Source organism: Streptosporangium sp. NPDC051022 (assembly GCF_040683035.1).
Taxonomy (GTDB): Bacteria; Actinomycetota; Actinomycetes; order Streptosporangiales; family Streptosporangiaceae; genus Streptosporangium.
In genome coordinates, this window is sequence record NZ_JBFBCF010000038.1 from 56540 (window position 1) to 78166 (window position 21627).

21 protein-coding genes and 1 pseudogene are annotated in these 21627 nt (G+C 71.5%); 17 read left to right on the plus strand and 5 right to left on the minus strand.

Annotation, left to right across the window (positions count from 1 at the left end; genetic code table 11):
- Positions 1–9: 9 nt before the first annotated feature.
- The 4 genes and pseudogenes from AB0N02_RS40135 (at position 10) to AB0N02_RS40150 (ending at position 4450) form a co-directional block, all read left to right on the plus strand.
- Positions 10–723, plus strand: coding sequence for a lysophospholipid acyltransferase family protein (locus tag AB0N02_RS40135; protein ID WP_363958272.1), 714 nt, complete (start codon positions 10–12; stop codon positions 721–723).
- Between the two features lie 20 nt (positions 724–743).
- Positions 744–1754 (plus strand): NAD(P)H-dependent glycerol-3-phosphate dehydrogenase, encoded by a 1011-nt coding sequence (locus tag AB0N02_RS40140; RefSeq protein WP_363958275.1) that lies wholly within the window; start codon positions 744–746, stop codon positions 1752–1754.
- A 117-nt stretch (positions 1755–1871) separates the two neighbouring features.
- Positions 1872–3074, plus strand: a pseudogene (locus AB0N02_RS40145) (aminotransferase class I/II-fold pyridoxal phosphate-dependent enzyme); the annotation flags it as partial.
- A gap of 266 nt (positions 3075–3340) precedes the next feature.
- Positions 3341–4450 carry a D-alanine--D-alanine ligase family protein gene (locus AB0N02_RS40150; RefSeq protein ID WP_363958278.1) on the plus strand — a complete coding sequence of 370 codons (1110 nt, stop codon included), beginning with the start codon at positions 3341–3343 and terminating at the stop codon, positions 4448–4450.
- Here AB0N02_RS40150 and AB0N02_RS40155 read toward each other — a convergent pair.
- The gene (locus AB0N02_RS40155) at positions 4433–4879 is read right to left on the minus strand and encodes a DUF3515 domain-containing protein (RefSeq protein WP_363958281.1); all 447 of its coding nucleotides are present in this window, start codon (positions 4877–4879) and stop codon (positions 4433–4435) included. The genes AB0N02_RS40150 and AB0N02_RS40155 overlap by 18 nt on opposite strands.
- 17 nt (positions 4880–4896) lie before the next feature.
- Positions 4897–5130 carry an Lrp/AsnC ligand binding domain-containing protein gene (locus AB0N02_RS40160; RefSeq protein ID WP_363958283.1) on the minus strand — a complete coding sequence of 78 codons (234 nt, stop codon included), beginning with the start codon at positions 5128–5130 and terminating at the stop codon, positions 4897–4899.
- 51 nt (positions 5131–5181) lie between these two features.
- Here AB0N02_RS40160 and AB0N02_RS40165 point away from each other — a divergent pair, with 51 nt between their 5' ends.
- From AB0N02_RS40165 to thiD, 3 genes are all read left to right on the plus strand, one after another.
- Complete coding sequence (locus tag AB0N02_RS40165) at positions 5182–6138, plus strand: thiamine-phosphate kinase (protein ID WP_363958286.1); 957 nt, start codon at positions 5182–5184, stop codon at positions 6136–6138.
- Between the two features lie 97 nt (positions 6139–6235).
- Positions 6236–7411 (plus strand): hypothetical protein, encoded by a 1176-nt coding sequence (locus tag AB0N02_RS40170; RefSeq protein ID WP_363958289.1) that lies wholly within the window; start codon positions 6236–6238, stop codon positions 7409–7411.
- A gap of 15 nt (positions 7412–7426) precedes the next feature.
- Positions 7427–8230 (plus strand): bifunctional hydroxymethylpyrimidine kinase/phosphomethylpyrimidine kinase, encoded by an 804-nt coding sequence (thiD, locus tag AB0N02_RS40175; protein ID WP_363958291.1) that lies wholly within the window; start codon positions 7427–7429, stop codon positions 8228–8230.
- Positions 8231–8286: 56 nt separating this feature from the next.
- Here the strand turns inward: thiD and AB0N02_RS40180 are convergent, their stop codons facing one another.
- Both AB0N02_RS40180 and rpmB read right to left on the minus strand, forming a co-directional pair.
- Positions 8287–8880 carry a hypothetical protein gene (locus AB0N02_RS40180; RefSeq protein WP_363958294.1) on the minus strand — a complete coding sequence of 198 codons (594 nt, stop codon included), beginning with the start codon at positions 8878–8880 and terminating at the stop codon, positions 8287–8289.
- 155 nt (positions 8881–9035) lie between these two features.
- Positions 9036–9221, minus strand: coding sequence for a 50S ribosomal protein L28 (gene rpmB / locus AB0N02_RS40185; protein WP_012894387.1), 186 nt, complete (start codon positions 9219–9221; stop codon positions 9036–9038).
- Between the two features lie 265 nt (positions 9222–9486).
- On the opposite strand from rpmB, the gene recG reads away from it, so the two are divergent.
- From recG to AB0N02_RS40230, 9 genes are all read left to right on the plus strand, one after another.
- Entirely contained in the window at positions 9487–11658 is a 2172-nt protein-coding gene (gene recG / locus AB0N02_RS40190; protein WP_363958297.1) for an ATP-dependent DNA helicase RecG, read from the plus strand.
- Between the two features lie 558 nt (positions 11659–12216).
- Positions 12217–12786, plus strand: a complete 570-nt coding sequence (rsmD, locus tag AB0N02_RS40195) for a 16S rRNA (guanine(966)-N(2))-methyltransferase RsmD (protein WP_363958300.1) — start codon at positions 12217–12219, stop codon at positions 12784–12786.
- Positions 12787–12802: 16 nt separating this feature from the next.
- Positions 12803–13279 (plus strand): pantetheine-phosphate adenylyltransferase, encoded by a 477-nt coding sequence (gene coaD / locus AB0N02_RS40200; protein ID WP_363958303.1) that lies wholly within the window; start codon positions 12803–12805, stop codon positions 13277–13279.
- 66 nt (positions 13280–13345) lie between these two features.
- Entirely contained in the window at positions 13346–13900 is a 555-nt protein-coding gene (locus AB0N02_RS40205; protein WP_363958305.1) for a YceD family protein, read from the plus strand.
- 1 nt (position 13901) lies between these two features.
- Positions 13902–14081: a 50S ribosomal protein L32 gene (gene rpmF / locus AB0N02_RS40210; protein ID WP_179824792.1), complete on the plus strand. Its 180-nt coding sequence runs from the start codon at positions 13902–13904 to the stop codon at positions 14079–14081.
- A 213-nt stretch (positions 14082–14294) separates the two neighbouring features.
- Positions 14295–15029, plus strand: coding sequence for a ribonuclease III (gene rnc / locus AB0N02_RS40215; RefSeq protein WP_363958309.1), 735 nt, complete (start codon positions 14295–14297; stop codon positions 15027–15029).
- Positions 15030–15131: 102 nt separating this feature from the next.
- Positions 15132–15998 (plus strand): bifunctional DNA-formamidopyrimidine glycosylase/DNA-(apurinic or apyrimidinic site) lyase, encoded by an 867-nt coding sequence (mutM, locus tag AB0N02_RS40220; RefSeq protein ID WP_363958312.1) that lies wholly within the window; start codon positions 15132–15134, stop codon positions 15996–15998.
- Positions 15995–16270 (plus strand): acylphosphatase, encoded by a 276-nt coding sequence (locus AB0N02_RS40225; protein WP_363958315.1) that lies wholly within the window; start codon positions 15995–15997, stop codon positions 16268–16270. Before mutM ends, AB0N02_RS40225 begins: the two co-directional genes overlap by 4 nt.
- Positions 16271–16459: 189 nt before the next feature.
- Positions 16460–16654 (plus strand): hypothetical protein, encoded by a 195-nt coding sequence (locus AB0N02_RS40230; RefSeq protein WP_363958318.1) that lies wholly within the window; start codon positions 16460–16462, stop codon positions 16652–16654.
- Between the two features lie 118 nt (positions 16655–16772).
- On the opposite strand, the gene AB0N02_RS40235 is transcribed toward AB0N02_RS40230, so the two are convergent.
- Entirely contained in the window at positions 16773–17567 is a 795-nt protein-coding gene (locus AB0N02_RS40235) for a hypothetical protein (protein WP_363958321.1), read from the minus strand.
- 346 nt (positions 17568–17913) lie between these two features.
- On the opposite strand from AB0N02_RS40235, the gene smc reads away from it, so the two are divergent.
- Positions 17914–21597 (plus strand): chromosome segregation protein SMC, encoded by a 3684-nt coding sequence (gene smc, locus AB0N02_RS40240; RefSeq protein ID WP_363958324.1) that lies wholly within the window; start codon positions 17914–17916, stop codon positions 21595–21597.
- Positions 21598–21627 lie beyond the last annotated feature (30 nt).

The following is a 21627-nucleotide window of genomic DNA, read 5'->3' on the forward strand; positions in this document are numbered from 1 at the left end:
GAGGAGTTCATGAGACGTCCTGGATGGCCTTCCCGGTTCTGGGTCGCCGTGGCCGTCACGATCGTCAAGCCGATCTCATGGCTCCTGGTCAGGAAGGACTGGCGGGGAGGCGACCGCCTGCCCAGGACCGGTGGCATCATCCTGGCGACCAACCATCTGTCGTGGCTGGACCCCGTCCTGCTGGCGCACTACCTCTACGACAACGGCCGCTGGCCGACGATCCTGGCCAAGTCGGGGCTGTTCTCGGTGCCGCTGCTCGGCCACATGGTGCGGGAGCTGATGGCCGTCCCGGTCGAGCGGGGGAGCGCCGACGCGGCCCGCTCGCTCGCCGAGGCCGAGCGCAGGATCGCCGACGGGGCGTGCGTGCTGTTCTACCCCGAGGGCACCTGCACCCGCGACCCGCTGCTGTGGCCGATGGAGGGCAAGACCGGCGCGGCCCGGCTGGCCCTGGCGACCGGCGCGCGGGTGATCCCGGTGGCGCACTGGGGCGCGCAGGAGATCCTCCCGTACGGCGCCAAGCGGCCCCGGCTCTGGCCGCGCAAGACCTTCCGCGTGCTGACCGGCCCGCCAGTCGACCTGTCGAAGTACGAGGGGCAGCCGCTCCACGCCGACGTCCTGCGTGAGGCCACCGCCGACATCATGGCGGCGATCACGGCCCAGCTCGCCGAGTTGCGCGGAGAGAAGGCGCCGGAGACACCGTTCAAGCGGCCGACGGACGGCTGACTTCGACGTACGGTGATTAAATGACCAAGGCGGCTGTATTCGGTACAGGTTCATGGGGCACGACCTTCGCGATGATCCTCGCGGGGACCGGCACCAAGACCACCCTGTGGGGCAGGCGCCCCGAGGTCGTCGAGGCGATCGACCGCCGCCATGAGAATCCCGACTACCTGCCGGGCGTGGCGCTGCCGGAGACCCTGCGCGCCACCTCCGACCCGGCCGAGGCTCTCGACGGCGCCGACTTCGTCGTGCTCGCCGTACCCTCCCAGACGCTGCGCGCCAACCTGATGGGGTGGAAGCCGCACCTGCCGCCGCAGGCGGTGCTGGTCAGCCTGATGAAGGGCATCGAGCTCGGCACGACCAAGCGGATGAGCGAGGTGATCCGCGAGGTCGCCGAGGTGCCCCGGGAACAGGTCGCGGTGGTCTCCGGGCCGAACCTGGTCGGCGAGATCGCCAGGGGCCAGCCCGCGGCGACCGTGGTCGCCTGCACCGACGAGCGCACCATGGAACGGCTCCAGGAGGCCTGTCACCTGCCGCCGTGGTTCCGCCCCTACACCAACCCCGACGTGATCGGGGTCGAGCTCGGCGGGGCGGTCAAGAACGTGATCGCCCTGGCCGTCGGCGTCGCGGCGGGCATGGGACTCGGCGACAACGTCGGGGCGATGCTGATGACGCGCGGGCTGGCGGAGATCTCGCGCCTCGGCGCGGTGCTCGGCGCGGATCCCCACACCTTCGCCGGTCTGGCCGGGATGGGAGATCTCATAGCGACCTGTACATCGCCATTGTCCAGGAACCGTACCTTCGGTGAGAATCTTGGCCGGGGGATGACCCTGGCCGAGGTGGTCGCCGCGACGAAGCAGACCGCCGAGGGGGTCAAATCCTGCGAGTCGGTTCTGGAGCTGGCCAGGAAGCACGATGTGGAGATGCCGATCACGGAGGTGGTTGTGGCCGTCGTCCACGACGGGATGCCTCCTGCCGAGGCCGCCATGCTGCTGATGTCGCGGACCCCGAAACCGGAACGGTACGGCGTTTGACGCCGTTCCGGCCTCGAAGCCGAGGATTCCCAGCCGTCCGACCCCATCGACGTTCCGAGGGAGGGAAGCGCCGTCGCTCTCCGGCCCCGGGATCGGAGCACCCCCGGCGCGGATCCGGTGAATCGACGCGTACGCAGACCAAAGGGCGAGAACACCCGGTCGGTGCACCTGCCGGCCCCGGCCGAACCCCGGCAGGCCCCGCTGGGCCTGCCGGTGTGGCGCAGCTCGGACTGGGGCTTCGGCGACTCGGCCGAGTACGCCGACGTGTGCGACGAGAAGAGCTCGGGCTTCGCCTACGGCCGGATGGACAACCCGACGACCGCGGCTTTCGCCGCCGCGGTCGCCTCGCTGGAGGGGGCAGCGGCGCCCAAGGACGTCGCCGGGCAGGCGTTCGCGTCCGGGATGGCCGCGATCAACGCGGTCCTGATGACCTTCCTGCGTGCCGGAGCGCACATCGTCGCCCCGGTTCCGGTGTACGGCGGCACCTACTCGCTGATCACCAACGTGCTGTCCCGGTTCGGCGTCACCGCCGGCTTCGCGGACTACGGTGATCTCAGCCGGGTGAACGCCGAGGTCAGGTCGAACACGAAGATCATTTACGCGGAGACCCTGTCGAACCCGACCATGGCCGTCTCCGACATCCGGGGCCTGTACCGGATCGCCCGCCGGGCCGGGGCGCTGCTGGTGGTCGACTCCACCTTCGCCACCCCGATCGTGTGCCGTCCCCTTGAGCACGGCGCCGACCTGGTGATCCACTCCGCGACCAAGTACCTCGGCGGCCACGACGACTGCAGCGGCGGCGTCGCGGTCGGCCGTCCCGACCTGATCGCGCAGCTCCGCGAGGTCCGTATCGACACCGGCGGCACGCTCTCCCCGGACGACGCGTTCCTGCTCCGCAGGGGACTGGCGACCCTGCCGCTGCGGGTGCGCCGGATGTGCGCGACCGCGATGGTGTTCGCGGCCGCGGTGGCCAAGCATCCCGCCGTGCGCCGCGTCGACTATCCGGGCCTGCCCGAACATCCCGGCCACCAGCTGGCCCGGCACCTGTTCGACTCGGGCCCCGAGGGGACCCGGTACGGCGCCTGCGTGACGGTCACCCCGCACGGCGGCTACGACGCGGGCGTGGCGCTGGCCGACGGGCTCAGGCTCGCCTCGATCGCCACGTCGGTCGGGGGCACCCGGACCAAGGCCACGCACGTCGCCTCGATGAGCCATCCGCAGCTCGGCGAGGCCTCCGGGGTCGACGCGGCGGCCGTCCGGTTCTCCATCGGCCTGGAGGACGCCGAGGACCTCATCGAGGACGTGACCAAGGCGCTTGACTCCCTGCTCGACCGGGGAGCCGGGCAGGGGCAGGTACCGGGGGCGGCGCAGGGGCCGATACAGGGGCCGATACAGGGGCCGCTACAGGGATCGCCACAGGGGCCGGCGCGGGGGCCCGCGACGGGACCCGCGCGGACGGTCGCGCCTGGGCCGGCGGCCGGACCCGCGCCGAGGACCGTGCCGGGCAGGACATCTGGCGGGGCATCGGGCCGATAGGCGCGTCTGACAACCGGAACGAGCCCCCAGAGAGGGTAGATTCGGTCATCATGAGCGAGCAGCACGAAACCCGGCCGCGAGTCGCAATCGTCTTCGGTGGCCGCAATTCCGAGCACGCCGTCTCCATCCTCGGAGCCGGGAGCGTGCTGAATGCCATCGACCGGTCCAAGTACGAGGTCATCCCCGTGGGAATCGCCCAGGACGGGCGGTGGGTGCTCGCCTCGGGCGACCAGCGTTACGCGATCGAGGACGGCTCGATGCCGGCCGTCGACGCCCGGGGCGCGGCGCTGGCGCTGCCGTCGGGAGGCGGCTCGCTGGTGGCCCACGACGCGGGCAGCATCCCGGTCGAGCTGGGCCAGGTGGACGTGGTCTTCCCCGTGATGCACGGCCCCTTCGCCGAGGACGGCACGATCCAGGGGCTGCTGGAGATGGCCGGGGTCCGCTATGTCGGCTCGGGGGTGCTGGCCAGCGCGGTCGGCATGGACAAGGGCTACATGAAGATGGTGCTCGCCGCCTCGGGGCTGCCCGTCGGCCCGTACGTGGTCGTCCGCGACCGCGACTGGCGCGTCGACCGCGACCGCGTGCTCAAGGAGGTCGAGGAGCTCGGCTGGCCGGTCTTCGTCAAGCCCGCCCGCGCCGGGTCGAGCCAGGGCATCTCCAAGGCCCACGACCTCCAGGAGCTGGAGCGGGCCGTGGAGTTCGCCCGGGAGCACGACCCCAAGGTGCTGGTCGAGGCCGCGATCGTGGGCCGCGAGATCGAGTGCGCGGTGCTGGAGTCGCTCGGCGACGAGGCGCCCCGGGCCAGCCTGCCCGGCGAGGTGCTGGTCCGCGGTGACCACGACTTCTTCGACTTCGAGGCCAAGTACATCGGGGACGACATGTCCCTGGCCGTGCCCGCCGACATCCCGGCCGAGGTGGCCGAGGACCTGCGGGCGATGGCCGTGCGCGCCTTCGAGGCGCTGGGGTGCGAGGGACTGTCCCGCGTCGACTTCTTCTACACCGAGGACGGCGGGCTGGTCCTCAACGAGATCAACACGATGCCCGGCTTCACCGCCATGTCGGTCGCGCCGCAGCTGTGGGCCGCCACCGGCCTGCCGTACGCCGAGCTGGTCGAAAGGCTGATCCAGCTGGCGCTGCACCGCTCACCCGGTCTGCGGTAGCGTCTCCTTGATGGGGGTCGCGAGGTCGAGGAGCACGTTCTGCGGGACATGCTCGCGGGAGATCGTCACCTCGACGTAGGCCTCCCGGCCGATCGCCGTGAACAGCGCGGGCCTTTCCGGGTCGTTGAACCACGCCACCCCGTTGATCTCCGGCACCTGGTCGGTGGCCATCATCGTCACCGGCCGGGGCACCCCGCAGCGCAGCGCGATCCGTGCCTTCCCCCACACCGCCACGTACGGCGAGACGGGCGTGGTCTCCACGCGCTCCAGGCCGTCGAGCACGCGGGGCAGCCGCTCGCCGAGTGCCCTGCACGCGGCGGCGGCCGCCCCCTCCGGCGTGGGTGGTTCCACGCGGACCGCGCCGCCGCATCCCGCCAGGATCAGTGGGAGACAGGCGTACGCCGCCCAGCGGGCGAACCGGAGTGACATTTCACGTTCCCGATGGATCAGATATGGACGATGGGACACGTAAGAGTACGTGTGATGCCCTCCACCGCCTGAATCTGGGCCACCACGAGCTTTCCTAGATCATCCACATTGCGGGCCTCGGCGCGGACGATCACATCGTAGGGACCGGTGACGTCCTCGGCCTGGGTGACACCGGCGATCGTGGCGATCTTTCCTGCCACGTTCGCCGCCTTGCCGACCTCGGTCTGGATCAGGATGTAGGCCTGCACCATAACGTCCTCCCGGGCGATTGGATCAGTGCCGAAGGGCCACCGTACCCTGTGATGAACGGGAGGTGCGTCATCACAGTCGGAGATCTCGGCGAATTCGGAGTTGTTGCTCGTATAGCCGAACGCTTGCCACAGGGTGGGACCGTGCTCCTCGGTCCCGGGGACGACGCCGCGATGGTGAAGTCTCCTGATGGACGGGTCGTCGTGACGACAGACTTATTGATCGAGGGTAGGCACTTTCGCCGCGATTGGTCCAGTGGCTATGACATTGGCCGCAAAGCCGCGGCACAGAATCTTTCAGACGTCGTCGCCATGGGGGCCGACCCCACCGGCATCGTGGTCGGCCTCGGCATGCCCGCCGACGCGGCCACGGGCTGGCTCGACGACCTCACCGACGGGTTCCGCGACGAATGCGACCTGGTCGGCGCCAGCGTGGTCGGCGGCGACATCACCCGGTGCGACCTGGTCGTGATCGGGGTCACCGCCCTGGGGGACCTGGGCGGGCGGGAGCCGGTCACCCGCTCCGGCGCGCGTCCCGGGGACGTGGTCGCGGTCGCGGGGCGGCTCGGTCATGCCGCCGCCGGTCTCGCGCTGCTCGCCGCGGGCGAGAGCGGCCCGGTGGAACTGCTCGACGCGCACCGCCGCCCGGCGCCGCCGTACGCCTGCGGCCCCCAGGCGGCCCTGCTCGGCGCGACCTCCATGCTCGACGTCAGCGACGGCCTGCTCCAGGATCTCGGCCACGTCGCCACGGCGAGCGGGGTCGGCGTCGTGCTCTCCCCGGAGGCCTTCGAGATCCCCGCCCCGCTGCGGGAGGCGGCCCGGCTCCTCGGGGCGGACCCGCTGGAGTGGATCCTCTCCGGTGGCGAGGACCACGCCCTCGCCGCGACCTTCCCCGAAGACGTACGGCTCCCGCCCCCGTGGACCGTGGTCGGCCGCGTGGAGTCCGGCGAGAACGTGCAGGTCATCGGCTATTCGATCACGCGCGGCGGATGGGATCACTTCCGAGAGTGACGTTTCCCACTCCTGTGACATCAGTTAAAATTGCCACAAAGGGTTACTAAAATGGTATGAAGTTGGGCGGCCGAGATTCCCTAGAGGAAGGGGCGACATGGGCCGCCATGGTGGACATGGGGAAAACGCCCCCCGTAAACGGGGGAAACGTGAGCCGGAGCCCATCCCGGACTCCGCTCCACATTCCATCCCGCACGCCGCTCCGGACTCCGCTACGCACACCACCGCGGGCTTCGCCTCGCACACGGTTCCGGACGCCACCCTGCACGCCGCCCCGCACTTCGACATCCTCGACTCCGGCGCCCCCGGCCCCGGTCTCCCCGAGGAGTCGATCGGGCGCAGGCTCCGCCCCGAGGAGTCGGCGACCGCCGCCCCCCGCGGGGGCTTCCTGGGATCGGGATGGTCGGCCTCCTCCGAGCCGTCCGACCCCGTCTGGCCGGACGAGAGGCGCAGGCCGCGCGGACGGGCCAAGCTGACGCTGCTCGCCGCCGCGGCGGTGGTCGCGGTACTCGGCGGGACCGTGGCCGGCATCCAGCTGGTGGGCAGCCCGGCCGACTCGGCCACCGTGTGCCCGCCCGGCGGATGTGTCGCCGGAGCGTCGAACCAGCCGGCCCCGGAGACCTCTCTCACCGAATCCGCCGAGGAGTCCCCGCCGGTCGAGGAGCCCACCCCCGACGAGAAGGCGGAGTCGGACACGGACACCTCCCCGGTCCCCACGCCGACGACCACCCCGCGCCGGGTGGCGCCCCGTACCCAGGGAACCAAGTCCACCGTCGAGCCGACGGCCGCGCCCACCCCGCGCCGCACCCAGCCCGCGCAGCCCACCGCCGAGCCGGAGCCCACGCCGGACTCGACCAACGAGTCCCTCGTCTCCACCACCCGGCCGAGACCGCTCGACACCCCCGGCACCGTCGCTCCCACGACCGTCCCGACCACCGCTCCGACCGCCGAGCCCTCGACCCCGGTCGCGCCCGCCGGCGCGGCGGTCAAGGTCGGCTTCGGCCTGGTGCGGGACAGGGGGCAGGCCTACACCGCCCAGCTGGTGGTCACCTCCGACGAGAGGCTGAACGGCCTGACGCTGAGGGTGCCGGTGAGCGGCGAGGTCACCTCGGTGACCGGCGCGGGCTGGGACCAGGTCGGCGACACCCTGGTGCTCGAGTCCCCGAGGAACCTGGGCGCGGGGGAGGACCTGGTCGTCACCTTCACCGCGGACGGGCAGGCCCGGACGCCGCGGAGCTGCCAGAGCTCCCAGGGGGATTGCGTCGTTGTCTGACTGAAAGCTGGTTGGATGATACGTATGACCGATTCCACCCCTCCCCGTGTGCTGACCGTCGCCGGTTCCGACTCCGGCGGCGGCGCGGGCATCCAGGCCGACCTGAAGACGATGCTGGCCCTCGGCGTTCACGGCATGAGCGTCATCGCCGCGGTGACCGCCCAGAACTCGCTGGGCGTGCAGGGCTACTGGGAGCTCCCGCCGGAGGCGGTACGGGCCCAGCTCGACTCGGTACTGGGCGACATCGGCGTCCAGGCGGTCAAGACCGGGATGCTCGCCTCGCCCGTGCTGGTCGAGACGGTGGCCGAGATCCTCGCGGGGGTCGAGGCGCCGGTCGTGATCGATCCGGTCGGGGTCTCCAAGCACGGTGACACGCTGCTCGCGCCCGAGGCGGTGGACACGGTCAGGTCGCGGCTGCTGCGGACGGCCACCGTGGTCACCCCGAACCTCTGGGAGGTGGCCCAGCTCACCGGCGTCAAGGTCGAGGACGAGGGGGACATGCGCCGGGCCGCGGAGGCGGTCCTGGAACTCGGGCCGACCTGGGCGCTGATCAAGGGCGGTCACCTGCCCGGAGCCCCGGTCGACCTGCTGACCGACGGCACCCGGGAGTTCCGCTTCACCGCCGAACGGTACGACAACCGGCACACCCACGGCACCGGCTGCACCCTGGCCTCCGCCATCGCCTCCCACCTGGCCCTCGGCGAGGACGTCCCAGCGGCCGTCGAGAAGGCCAAGGCGTACGTCACCGGCGCCATCGCCCACGGCTTCGCCCTGGGCTCCGGCATCGGCCCCGTCGACCACGGATGGCGCTGGCGTTAGGGCCGGCGCCGCCCTCGTCCCCCGCGGGCCCGCCCGGCCGGGCCCGCGGGCGCGGCCTAAAGGATCTTGGTGATGGGGTCGGTGCCCAGGCGGCGGAGGATGTCGACGGCCTCGGCGGCCCGCTCGGCCTCGGGGCCGGTCCGGTGACCCGACTCGACGGCCTCGGCGAGGGCCGCCAGCTCGTGCGGCGGCAGGAAGCCGCCCGGCGTGCGCAGGCGCAGCCGTACTCTGGCGCCGTCCCGGTCCTGGACCGCCAGGTGGGGGATCCGGCGTCCCGTCCTGCGCCGGGTGTCGCCGCTCCCGGTGTACTCGGGGGAGGAGTCCAGCCAGACGCGGGCCCTGGAGAGGTCGGCCCTGCGCGTCGTGAACGTGTCCCGGACCTCCAGGACGCTCCCGTCCAGCACCGCGCGGAAGCGGAAGGTGCCGAGGACGTTGATCACGAAGACCGTGATGACCGCGACGGGGATCGGCAGGAACAGATAGGGGAGGCGGAACACGAAACCGCCGGTGAACGGCACGTCCAGGTTCACGAGCATGACGATCATGAACAGCGGGATGCCGACGAAGGGTACGGCGAAGAGCAGCATGCCGATCTTCGTGCCCCTGCCCGCGCCGACACTCAGCTCCAGTGCTCCGGGGGGAGTGTTCACCCACCAGACACTAGCCATCCAAAGCGCTGATTCCGTGAGATGTCCGGAAAAGGCGGCCTGGTGACGGCGGCCGGGAGAACCGGCGGAGGGGGCGGGAAAAGGCGACGGCCCACCGCTCCCGAGGTGGGAGCGGCGGGCCGTACGCGCACGTCTGGCTAGCGGGTGACCTTGCCGGCCTTGATGCAGGAGGTGCAAACGTTCAGCCGCTTCGGCGTGCCGTTCACCACTGCGCGCACGGGCTGGATGTTCGGGTTCCAGCGGCGGCGGGTGCGGCGGTGCGAGTGGGAGACGTTGTTGCCGAAGGTCGGCTTCTTAGCGCAAACATCGCAGACGGAAGCCACGGTTCGCTCCTTAGATCAGTCGAGAGGCTCGATCCGCCGCACTGGCGGGCGGTCATCGGGCACGCCGGGACGACCGGCTGGCCACACGAGGATATCCGATGTCCGTCCATGCATGCCAACACGGGCCGCCATGACCGGGCGAACGGGGATAATCTCCAAAGGCAACCGTATCGCATCCGCGAAGGGGGAGGGTGGCATGTCGCGAGTTCCCGGTCCACCCGCGGTCCGGAGCGATTCTGTCGCACGAACGCGATAGAAACTTGGGGTGACGAGCTTCGACGAGCCGCTGACCAAGGCGCTTGACCCCAAGACCGCCAAGCTGCTGGAGAGCGTCCTCGATCTGCGCACCGTGGGCGACCTGCTGCGGCACTATCCCCGCCGTTACGCCGAGCGGGGTGAGCTGACCGACCTCGACGACCTGCAGGTCGACGAGCACGTCACCGTGGTCGGAGAGGTCACCAGGGCCATGCGCAGGCCGATGCGGAACAAGGGCGGCACCTGGCTGGAGGTCGAGGTCGTCGACGGCCGCCGCAGCAAGATCTATCTGTCGTTCTTCGGCAAGACCTCCCACATCGCGGAGACGCGGCTGCGGCCCGGCAGGCGGGGCATGTTCGCCGGCAAGGTCGGCGCGTTCGGCCAGGGCGACAAGCGCAGGTGGCAGCTCTCGCACCCCGAGTTCGAGATGTTCGACGAGAGCGAGGCCGACGCGGAGAAGTTCGCCGCCGCGCTCGTGCCGATCTACCCCGCGGGCAAGGACGTCACCCCCTGGGCCATCCGCAGGGCGCTGGGAGTCCTCCTCGACACCCTTGAGCCCCTCGACGACCCGCTCCCGGCCGACCTGCGGGCCAAACACCACCTCCCCGGCCTGGCGGAGGCGCTCGTGGCGGTCCACCGGCCACGCGACCACGCCGACGTCGCCAGGGCGCGCAAGCGGCTCAAGTTCGACGAGGCGTTCCTGCTCCAGGCCGTTCTGCTGCAGCGCCGGATGGCCGCCGCCTCCTGGCCCGCGACCCCCCGGCCCGCGCGCGGTGACGGGTTCCTGGCCGACTTCGACGCGCGCCTGCCGTTCCAGCTCACCGAGGGGCAGCGGAGCGTGGGGGAGGAGATCGCGGCCGACCTGGCCCTGGCCCACCCCATGCACCGGCTGCTCCAGGGCGAGGTCGGCGCGGGCAAGACCGTCGTCGCGCTGCGCGCCATGCTCCAGGTGGTGGACGCCGGGGGACAGGCCGTCCTGCTGGCGCCGACCGAGGTGCTCGCCCAGCAGCACCACAGGTCGATCTCGGCCATGCTCGGCGACCTGGCCACCGGCGGGATGTTCGGCGGGACGGCGGTCGCCCTCCTCACCGGCTCGCTGGGCGCGGCGGCCCGCCGTACGGCCCTGCTCGACGCCGCCTCCGGCGCGGCCGGGATCGTGGTCGGCACCCACGCGGTGCTCCAGGATCGCGTGCAGTTCGCCGACCTGGGCCTGGTCGTCGTCGACGAGCAGCACAGGTTCGGCGTCGAGCAGCGCGACGCGCTCAGGGAGAAGGCCGGCGGGGGCCGCCCGCACGTGCTGGTCATGACCGCCACCCCGATCCCGCGCACGGTCGCCATGACCGTCTTCGGCGACCTCACGGTCTCCACGCTCTCCCAGCTGCCCTCGGGCCGCGCGCCGATCACCACGCACGTGGTGCCCGCCGCGGAGAAGCCGCACTTCCTGGACCGCGCCTGGACCCGCCTGCGCGAGGAGGTCGAGCTCGGACGGCAGGCCTACATCGTCTGCCCGCGCATCGGCGATCTGGAGGGCGACGAGGGCGACCTGTCGAAGGACGACGACGAGCGCCGCCCGCCGCTGGCCGTGCTGGAGGTGGCCGAGACGCTGTCGCAGGGGCCGCTGCGGGGGCTGCGCACGGCCGTGCTCCACGGCAAGCTACCGCCCGAGGAGAAGGACGCCGTGATGCGGGCCTTCACCCGGGGCGAGACCGACGTCCTGGTGGCCACCACGGTCATCGAGGTCGGCGTGGACGTGCCCAACTCCTCGGTCATGGTCATCATGGACGCCGACAGGTTCGGCGTCTCCCAGCTCCACCAGCTGCGCGGCCGGGTCGGCCGGGGCGGGCTGCCGGGGCTGTGCCTGCTGGTGACCGACTCCCTGGGCGGCACCCCGGCCCGCGCGCGGCTCGACGCGGTGGCCTCGACGCTCGACGGCTTCGAGCTGTCCAGGGTCGACCTGGAGCAGCGCCGCGAGGGCGACGTGCTGGGCGTGGCCCAGTCGGGCCGCAGGTCGTCGCTGAAGATGCTGCAGCTCCTGCGGGACGAGGAGGTCATCCACGCCGCCCGCCTGGACGCCGAGGCGATGCTGGCCGCCGACCCCGACCTGGCCGGCAACTCCATCCTCAGGACGGAGATCGGCAGACTGCTGGCCGACGAGCGCGCCGAGTACCTCGAGAAGACCTGAGAGGCGCGGGCGGGGCACGCGGGTGGTGACGGGGTGAGGAGCGAGGCGACCGTCCGGCGGGGTGGTCGCCCGGCGAGGTGACCGCTCGATCCGGGCGACCGCCCGAGTGCGGGGACGGCCTCCCCCCGAATGCCGTCCCCGCCTGGGCCCACTCTCGGGTCAGGTGCCGAGAGCACCGGCGTGCGGAAGGGCTCACGATCACGCCGGTCGGCCTCCTCCTGGGTCACTCGAAGGCCGCAGGACTCATCATGCAAGGCCCGGTGACCTGGGGGAACGACCCTTGCGCTTTCGTCGCCACTCCTTGCCCACTCTTGACCTAGATCACCTGTGCGGACCCTTTTGACCTGCGGTTATGTGATGCTTCGCGACACGCCGGGCTGCCGGGACGCGGGGAACGGGCGGCCTGGCCGGACAAGGGAGGACATCCGCCGGGCATGCCGTACCGGGACGGCGCCGGGACAGCCGCGGGGACAGCATCGAGACGGCGCCCAGACGGCGCCCAGACAGCGCCCGGACGGTGCCGGGACGGGGCCTGGACAGCGCTGGGACAATGGGCCGGTGAGTCGAGTCATCGCGGGAAGCGCAGGGGGACGACGGCTGGCGGTGCCGCCGGGGAGGGGGACCCGTCCCACGAGTGATCGGGCCAGGGAGGGGATCTTCGCGACCGTGGGGTCGCTGCTCGGCTCGCTGGAGGGGGTGAGGGCGCTGGATCTCTACGCGGGCTCGGGCGCGTTCGGCCTCGAGGCGCTGTCGCGGGGCGCGGTCCACGCGCTGCTCGTCGAGTCGGACGCCAAGGCGGTCAGGACGATCCGGGCGAACATCGCCTCCCTGGGGCTTGAGGGAGCCGTCCTCGCGGCGGACCGGGTCGAGAAAGTGCTCGAGCGGGGGTGTGCGGAGCCGTACGACCTGGTGTTCGCCGATCCGCCGTACGCGGTGACCGCGGAGACGGTGGAGGCCGTGCTGGGGCAGTTGCGGGACCATGGCTGGCTGGCGGAGGACGCGCTGATCGCGGTGGAACGGGAGAGCCGGGGGAAAGACCTGGTGTGGCCCAGCGGATACGAAGAGGAGAGGGTCCGTCGTTACGGTGAAGCGTCCGTTTGGTACGGTCGCGCCGCCGGAAATCCATAGAGCAGGGGGTTTCGCCTTGCGTCGCGTTGTCTGTCCGGGATCGTTTGATCCCGTTACCAACGGCCATCTGGACATCATCGGCCGGGCCTCCCGCCAGTACGACGAGGTCGTCGTGGCCGTGCTGATCAACATCGAGAAGAAGAGCCTGTTCACGGTCGAGGAGCGGATCGAGATGCTCCAGACCGTGACCAAGGAGTACGGAAACGTGCGCGTGGACAAGTTCCACGGCCTGTTGGTGGACTACTGCAGACAGCAGGAGATACCGGCGATCGTCAAGGGCCTGCGGGCGATCAGCGACTTCGACTACGAACTCCAGATGGCCCAGCTCAACTACCGGATGTCCGGGGTCGAGACGCTGTTCATGGCGACGGGTCCAGAGGTGTCGTTCCTGTCCTCCAGCCGCATCAAGGAGATCGTCCGCTACGGCGGGAACGTGACCGGCCTGGTTCCCGATCTCGTTCAGGAACTCCTGGTCGAACGGCTCCGCGGCTAGGTCCTGGTATCCTCTTGTTTCTGCCTTGCACGACGGCGTTGATTCGCCATGCCTAATGAGAGTGGAATGACTCCGCACAACCTTGACCCCCGCGCCCCATGGGTGGTCTCCACCCATGACCTGGGGCGGAGGCCAGGGTCGATGCGCCGGATGCATCTCACTCTCCCGGCACCGGCGGACATCGGCGTCGACATGATCGGCATCCCCAGGGATGCCGACGTCGAGCTGGACATCCGGCTTGAGGCGGTCATGGAGGGGGTGCTCGTCACGGGCACCGCGCAGGCCCCGCTGCGGGGGGAGTGCGTACGCTGTCTGGAAGAAGTCGTCTCGCAGGCCGAGGTGAGCTTCCAGGAACTGTTCCTCTACTCGGCGGAGGATGCCGCCGAGGACGACTCGCTTCTCGACGGTGAACTACTCGACCTCGAACCCGCCTTCCGTGACGCGGTGGTGCTCACACTGCCGCTGAGCCCGGTCTGCAGCGAAGACTGCACCGGGCTCTGCTCGGAGTGCGGGATCAGGCTGGCGGATGCCGAGCCTGATCATCGACACGAGGTCGTCGATGCCCGCTGGGCCAAGCTGCAGGGCCTGGTACCGGAACATAACAACGATCAGGAGAGCTGACGTGGCTGTCCCCAAGCGCAAGATGTCGCGGAGCAACACTCGCTCCCGCAGGTCGCAGTGGAAGGCCGCCGCGGTTTCGCTCGTGAGCTGCCCCCAGTGCCGCTCGCCGAAGCGTCCGCACGTGGCGTGCCCTTCCTGCGGCACCTACAACCGCCGTCAGGTGATCGAGCCCTCCGCCTGATCGCATTCTGACCGACGGACGCCGGCCGGACCCTTCCGGTGACGGCCGGCGTCACCGTCCGCATTTCAGTGCGATGGCGGTTCGCCCGCGGCCGTGGTGGACGCCGGGTCCGTGTTCACACACGTACCCTCCCGGCGTCCACCACGTCTTCGGGCATTTCTCGTTCGCCCCTTCGCCATCGCGCATTCGACGAGAAACGTGCGAGGAGAAGACGTGGGTATGAGCAGTGTCAAGCCGGTGGCCGTGGAGTTCGTCAGGGACGAGCTGGAGCGGCTCCTGTCGGTGCGGCTGGACGTCGCGATCCTGGAGCGGGCGCTGACCCACCGCTCCTACGCGTACGAGAACGGCGGTCTGCCGACCAACGAGCGCCTGGAGTTCCTGGGCGACTCCGTACTGGGCCTGGTGGTCACCGACACCCTCTACCGCAACCATCCCGACCTCCCCGAGGGACAGCTCGCCAAGCTCAGGGCGGCGGTCGTCAACATGCGTGCCCTCGCCGGCGTGGCCCGCACCCTGGGCCTGGGGCGCTTCCTGCGGCTGGGCCGGGGCGAGGAGGGCACGGGAGGGCGCGACAAGTCCTCGATCCTCGCCGACACCCTTGAGGCGCTGATCGGCTCCGTGTACGTCAACCGGGGCCTGGACGAGGCCTTCCGCGTCGTCCACCTGCTCTTCGACCCGCTGATCACCCGTTCGGCCTCGCTGGGCGCCGGACTCGACTGGAAGACCTCGCTGCAGGAGCTCACCGCCTCGGAGTCGCTCGGGGTGCCCGAGTACCACGTCGAGGAGAGCGGCCCCGACCACGCCAAGTCCTTCACCGCGATCGTCCGCGTCGGCGGCGAGGAATACGGCTCGGGTTCCGGGCGCTCGAAGAAGGAGGCCGAGCAGCAGGCCGCCGAGGCCGCCTGGACCCGGATCCGTGACGACCGGGACAAGCGCGAGGCCGGCTGACCCGCCGACGGGAGACCGGAGATCGACCGGCGGGGCCGGTCGGTCTGTCAGTGTGGGAGCGTGCCGGCGGCGGACCGGCCCGATCTGCCCGAGGAGGGGTGCATGCCCGAGTTGCCCGAGGTCGAGGTCGTACGGCGGGGCCTGGAGCGCTGGGTGTCCGGGCGGGTCGTCGCCCACGCCGAGGTGCTCCACCCGAGAGCCGTCCGGCGGCACGTCCCCGGGGCCGAGGAGTTCGCCTCCCGGCTCAAGGGCCGGGTGATCGGTTCGGCCGAGCGCCGGGGCAAGTACCTCTGGCTGCCCCTGGACGGCTCCGACGCGATCCTCGCCCACCTCGGCATGAGCGGCCAGCTGCTGGTCGTGGAGCCCGACTCGGATCCCGAGAGGCATCTGCGGGTCCGGATCTCCTTCACCGACGGCGGCCCCGACCTGCGCTTCGTCGACCAGCGGACCTTCGGGCACGTGCTGGTGACCGAGATGGCGCACGCCGGGGGACGGCCCGTGCCGGAGCCGATCGCGCACATCGCGGCCGACCCGTTCGAGGAGCACTTCGACGAGGCCCTGTTCGCCCGCCGCCTGCGGGCCAGGCGGACCGAGGTCAAGCGGGCGCTGCTGGACCAGTCGCTGATCAGCGGGGTCGGCAACATCTACGCCGACGAGGCGCTCTGGCGGGCGCGGCTGCACGGGACCCGGCCGACCGGGGCGCTGACCGGGCCGAAGATCTCCGAGCTGCTGGGCGCGGCCCGCGAGGTGATGACCGCCGCGCTGGCCGAGGGAGGCACCTCCTTCGACAGCCTCTACGTCAACGTCAACGGCGAAAGTGGCTACTTCGACCGTTCGCTGGCCGTCTACGGCAGGCGGGACGAACCCTGCCCGCGGTGCGGGGCACCGATCGTCAGGGAGTCGTTCATGAACCGTTCCTCCTACAGCTGTCCCCGCTGCCAGCCCCGGCCGAGGAGGACGGCGCCGTGACGGACGTCCGGTTGACCGCCTGGGTCAGGGGGCGTGTGCAGGGTGTGGGTTTCCGCTGGTGGACGCGGGCGAGGGCGCTGGAGCTCGGGTTGACCGGCTGGGCGAGGAACACCGACGACGGGCGGGTCGAGGTCGTCGCCGAGGGCGGGCGGGAGTCGTGCGACAGGTTGCTCGACCTGCTCAGAGGTGCCGAAACCCCGGGAAGGGTTGACGTGGTCGTGGAACGGTGGAGTGTGGCCAAGGGAAACCTTGCCGGTTTCCTGGAGCGCTGAGTACTTCCTTAAACCGCCCAAAATAAGGTATATTTTACTGTCGAGAGTGCCCACTGGTGCATCCACACGGAGCGTTCAACTTGACCGCCCCTCCCGCCGGTGCGACTCTTGATAAGAACCACGCGCACCCCTCCCGCGGCAAGAAGTGCGCGAACCAGTCTGGTCACTCAGCGTGGAGGACCCTTTACCATGGCGAAGGCTCTACTCGGCCACGTCGGTGGTCCTGACCCTCGTATGGTCTCGGAAATGCGCCGTCTCCAACAGCGCGTCCGGGATCTCGAGGCAGAGCTCATCCGGCTCCAGGCCCAGAACGACGAGCTCGCGGCCAACAGCCGCGACGAAGCGTTCACCCGCCTGCAGGATCGTGAGCCGGTTCTCACTTAGAGACCGGGACGAAACACACTGCCCAGGGGCGCCTCTTCGGGGCGTCCCTTGCCGTGACCGGTACTCGCCGTACGCGGGATCATGTGCAGTGCTATCTGACCACATGTGATGGAAAAAGTCACATGTGGCGGGAAAAAAATGTCAACTGCTCCGGGAGCACCCGGAGCCGATAGGCGGTGTCCGGACATCCCGGAGAGATCCCGCCCTCTGTCGTCGCGCCCAGCGCCTTCAGTCCCTTCAACATCGTTTCCGTCTGTGGAGCGCGGTCGTCGCGCTCCCCGCACCCCAGCCAGACCGGTATCTCGACCAGCTCTCGCAGCGGCGCCCGCGCCGCGGTGACGGCCGGCGAGGCCGCGGCGACAGCCGAGACCTGGCCGGGGCCCAGCTGCGCGGCCAGCCTGAGGGCTTCCGCGCCTCCCGTCGCCCAGCCCAGCAGCCCGATCCTCGTGGTGTCCAGTCCGCTGGCCCGCAGGTAGGGCAGCAGGGCCCCGGCGATGTCCACCGACGGCCAGCCGTCGATCGAGGCGAGCGCGAAGCGCCCCTGGCTCGCGGCGAGATACCGGTCGATCGCATACATGTCGAACGGCGTCCGCGCGCCGCCGGGGGCCTCCGGGAGCACGATCACCACGGAGACCGGCTCCCGGGCTCGCGGCGGCAGCGAGATGACCACCCGGCGGCCGTCCAGCCTGCTCTCCTGGCGTCGTCCCGGCCGAGCCCGGGGTGGTTCCGGCGCCGAACCGCAGACGATGTTGGCGTACGCCCTCCGGAAGCCGTCAGGCCCGGCCGCCAGCGCGAGGCCGCCGACGCCCAGTACGGCCAGCCCGCCGCCGACCAGGAAGGCCCGCCGCCTGAGACGGCCCTCCCCGCCGCGCGGGGATGCCGGAGTTTCGCGGTCACCGCGTTCCGCGTCCATGCAGGGCACCATAGGCGCTGAACGGGCGAGCGCGGGTGAAGAACGGTAGTCTTCCCAGGCGGGAGCGACCGGCCGTGGCGGGAGGGCCGGCTCGCGGTGGCCCGGACCCGTGGGGTACGGCGCCGCGGCTGCGCGGTGCCACGACGGGTGCGGACACGTGTCAGGCGGACGATACGGACACGAAGCGGCCATCACGCGAACACCGCGGGGACATCGAGGGGACACCGAGGGGACGGGGCGTGAACACGGCGCGGACGGAGCACGCGGATCGCGCCGACACCACGCCGGCACCGTGCGAACATGGCACGGGCACGGGCACGCGGGCGCGGTGGACAGGGGGCGATGGATGTATCTGAAGACGCTGACCCTGCGCGGTTTCAAGTCCTTCGCCTCGGCCACCACCCTCCGGTTCGAGCCCGGCATCACCGCGGTCGTCGGCCCGAACGGTTCCGGCAAGTCCAACGTGGTCGACGCGCTGGCCTGGGTCATGGGCGAGCACAGCGCCAAGTCGCTGCGCGGCGGCAAGATGGAGGACGTCATCTTCGCCGGGACCTCCTCGCGGGCCCCGCTGGGCCGCGCCGAGGTCACGCTCACCATCGACAACACCGACGGCGCGCTGCCGATCGACTACACCGAGGTGACCATCAGCCGCCTGATGTTCCGGGCCGGCCAGAGCGAGTACGCCATCAACGGCGACACCTGCCGCCTGCTCGACATCCAGGAGCTGCTGTCCGACTCCGGCATCGGCCGGGAGATGCACGTCATCGTCGGGCAGGGTCAGCTCGACCAGGTGCTGCACGCCGGTCCCGAGGAGCGCAGGGCGTTCATCGAGGAGGCCGCGGGTGTTCTGAAGCACCGCAAGCGCAAGGAGAAGGCGCTGCGGAAGCTGGACGCCATGCAGGCCAACCTGACCCGCGTCCAGGACCTGACCACCGAGCTGCGCAGGCAGCTCAAGCCGCTGGGCCGCCAGGCCGAGATCGCCCGTAAGGCCGCCGTCATCCAGGCCGACCTGCGGGACGCCAGGCTCAGGCTGCTCGCCGACGACGTGCTCACCCTGCGCACCACCCTCGAACGGGAGACCGCCGACGAGGCCGCCGTGCTGGCCCGCCGTACGGTGGTCGAGGCCGAGCTGGAGCGGAGCCAGGCCACGGAGACCGAGCTGGAGGCCGCCGAGGCCGAGGCCCAGCCGCGCCTGGCCGCCGCGCAGGAGACCTACTTCCGCCTCTCCTCGCTTCGCGAGCGCCTGCGGGGACTGGCGGGACTGGCCGCCGAGCGCCACCGCAACGCCACCGACACCGCCGTCGAGCGCCGGGGACGCGACCCGGAGGACTACGAGCGCGAGGCCGAGGAGGTCCAGGAGCAGGAGAGGGTCCTGCGGGAGCTGCTCGAACAGGAGCAGGAGACGCTGGCCGGGGCCGTGGCCCGGCGCGCCGAGAGCGAGGCGGCGCTCGCGGCCGAGGAGCGGCGGCTGGCCGCCGAGGCCAGGGCGGCGGCGGACAGGCGCGAGGGGCTGGCGAAACTCAGCGGGCAGGCCGGCGCGGCGCGCAGCCGGGCCGGGGCCGCGGAGGAGGAGATCGGGCGTCTCGCGCTCTCCCTGGAGGAGGCCGAGCAGCGCGCGGAGCACGCCCGCGCCGAGCACGACGGTCAGCGGCAGGCCGACCCCGAGACGGATCCCGCCCTCACCGAGGAGCTGGAGATCTCCCTGGAGGCCGTCGAGCAGGCCAGGCAGGCCGTCGACCAGGCCAGGACGGTGGTCGACGAGACCAAGGCCGCGGTCGCGGGCCCGAGCGCCGCCCTCGGCGCGGCGAAGGGCGCCCTGGGGGCCGCACGCAAGGCCGACCAGGAGGCACAGCGCCAGGTCGCCGCCCTGGAGGCCAGGTTCGAGGCGCTCGAACTGAGCCTGGCCAGTGGCGCGGACGGCGCGGCGGCGCTGCTGTCCGCAGGCCTGGCCGGGGTGCTCGGCCCGGTGGCCGCCATGCTCGCCGTCGCCCCCGGCGCCGAGGTCGCCGTCGCCGCGGTGCTCGACGCCGTCACCGAGGCCGTCGCCGTCGAGTCCCTGCAGGCCGCGGCGGACGCCGTCGACTTCCTCAGGAGCGAGGGCGCGGGCCGGGCCGCCCTGCTCATCGCCGCCGACGGGACCGAGCCCGAGACCGGGCCCGTGCCGGTCGCGGGGGCCGAGTGGGCGATCGGCCTGGTCACCGTTCCCTCCGGGCTGCGGGCCGCCGCCGCGCACCTGCTGGCGGACGTGCTGGTCGTCGAGGACCTGGCGACGGCGAGGAAGGCCGTCGAGCAGTGGCCGCACCTGCGGGCCGTCACCCGCTCCGGTGACCTGCTCGGCTCCTACACGGGCAGGGGAGGTCCGGCGGGCGGCACCTCCGCGCTCCAGATGCGGGCCGCGCTCGACGAGGCCGTCGCCGACCTGACCTCGGCCAGGGAGGCCGCTGAGCAGGCGGGCGACGTCCTGGAGGAGGCGGCCCGGGCGGAGACCGAGGCGCAGCTCGCGGTCGAAGCGGCCCAGGCGGGGGTGGCCGAGGCGCAGACGGGCGTGCAGACCGCGCAGGCCGGGGTGAACGCGGCGCAGGCCGCACTGGACCGGCTCAGGACCCGGCAGCGCGACGCCGACCAGCGGGCCGCGGCGGCCGCCAGGCGGCTCGCCCAGCTGGACGCCGCGGCCGAGGCGGCCCGCGCCGAGTGCGAGCGGCTGGCCAGGGCCGTGCGCGCGGCCGAGGAGGCCCGTGACCGTGACGCGGCCGGGCTCGCCGAGCTGGAGGAGCGCCTGGCCGCCGCCACGGCCGCCGAGGAGCTGGAGACCGGGCCGACCACCGAGATGCGCGACGAGCTCGCGGAGATCTGTACGGCGGCCAGGCAGGAGGAGATGGAGGCACGCCTGGCCGTACGGACGGCCGAGGAGCGGGTCAAGGGCATCGCGGGCCGGGCCGATGAGCTGCTGCGCGCCGCCGAGCAGGAGCGCGAGGAGCGGGCCAGGGCCGCCGAGCGGCGCGAGCTGCGGCGCAGGCAGGCGCGGGTGGCCCAGGCGGTGGTCCGCGGCACCGAGCTGACGCTGGAGCGGCTGGAGGCCTCGCTCGCCCTGTCGGCCGCCGAACGCGACGAGGCCGAGCAGGCGCGCGGCCAGATCGACGTGTCGCTGAAGGCCGTCAGGCTCAGGATCAGGGAGCTGTCCGGGGAACTGGACAAGCTGGTCAACCGGGCGCACGGCAGCGAGGTGGCCAGGACCGAGCGGCGGATGCGCCTGGAGCAGCTGGAGACCAGGGCGGTCGAGGAGTTCGGCGTCGAGTCCGCCACGCTCGTCGCCGAGTACGGCCCCGCCGAACCCGTCCCCACGGTGGACGGCGACCCGGTGCCCTTCGTCAGGCAGGAGCAGGAGAAGCGGGCGAAGGCGGCCGAGCGGCAGATGGCCCAGCTCGGCAAGGTCAACCCGCTGGCCCTGGAGGAGTTCGCGGCGCTGGAGGAGCGGCACGCGTTCCTCACCTCGCAGCTGGAGGACCTCAAGAAGACCAGGCGCGACCTGCTGCTGGTCGTCAAGGAGGTCGACGAGCGGGTCGAGCAGGTGTTCGGCGCCGCCTACGCGGACGTGGCCCGCGAGTTCGAGACGATCTTCACGCGGGTGTTCCCCGGCGGTGAGGGCAGGTTGATGCTCACCGACCCCGAGGACATGCTGACCACCGGCGTCGAGGTCGAGGCCAGGCCGCCGGGCAAGAAGGTCAAGCGTCTTTCGCTGCTGTCCGGAGGCGAGCGGTCGCTGACCGCGGTCGCCTTCCTGGTCTCCATCTTCAAGGCGCGGCCCTCGCCGTTCTACGTGATGGACGAGGTCGAGGCGGCGCTGGACGACACCAACACCCAGCGTCTGCTGACCCTTTTCGAAGAACTGCGACAGACGTCACAGCTCATCGTCATCACCCACCAGAAGCGCACGATGGAGATCGCCGACGCTCTGTACGGCGTGTCGATGCGAGGAGACGGCGTGACCCAGGTCATCAGCCAGCGGCTGAGGGAACACGACGCGGACTAGGACCGGAGGGTCGGAGCATTCCGGGTCGTC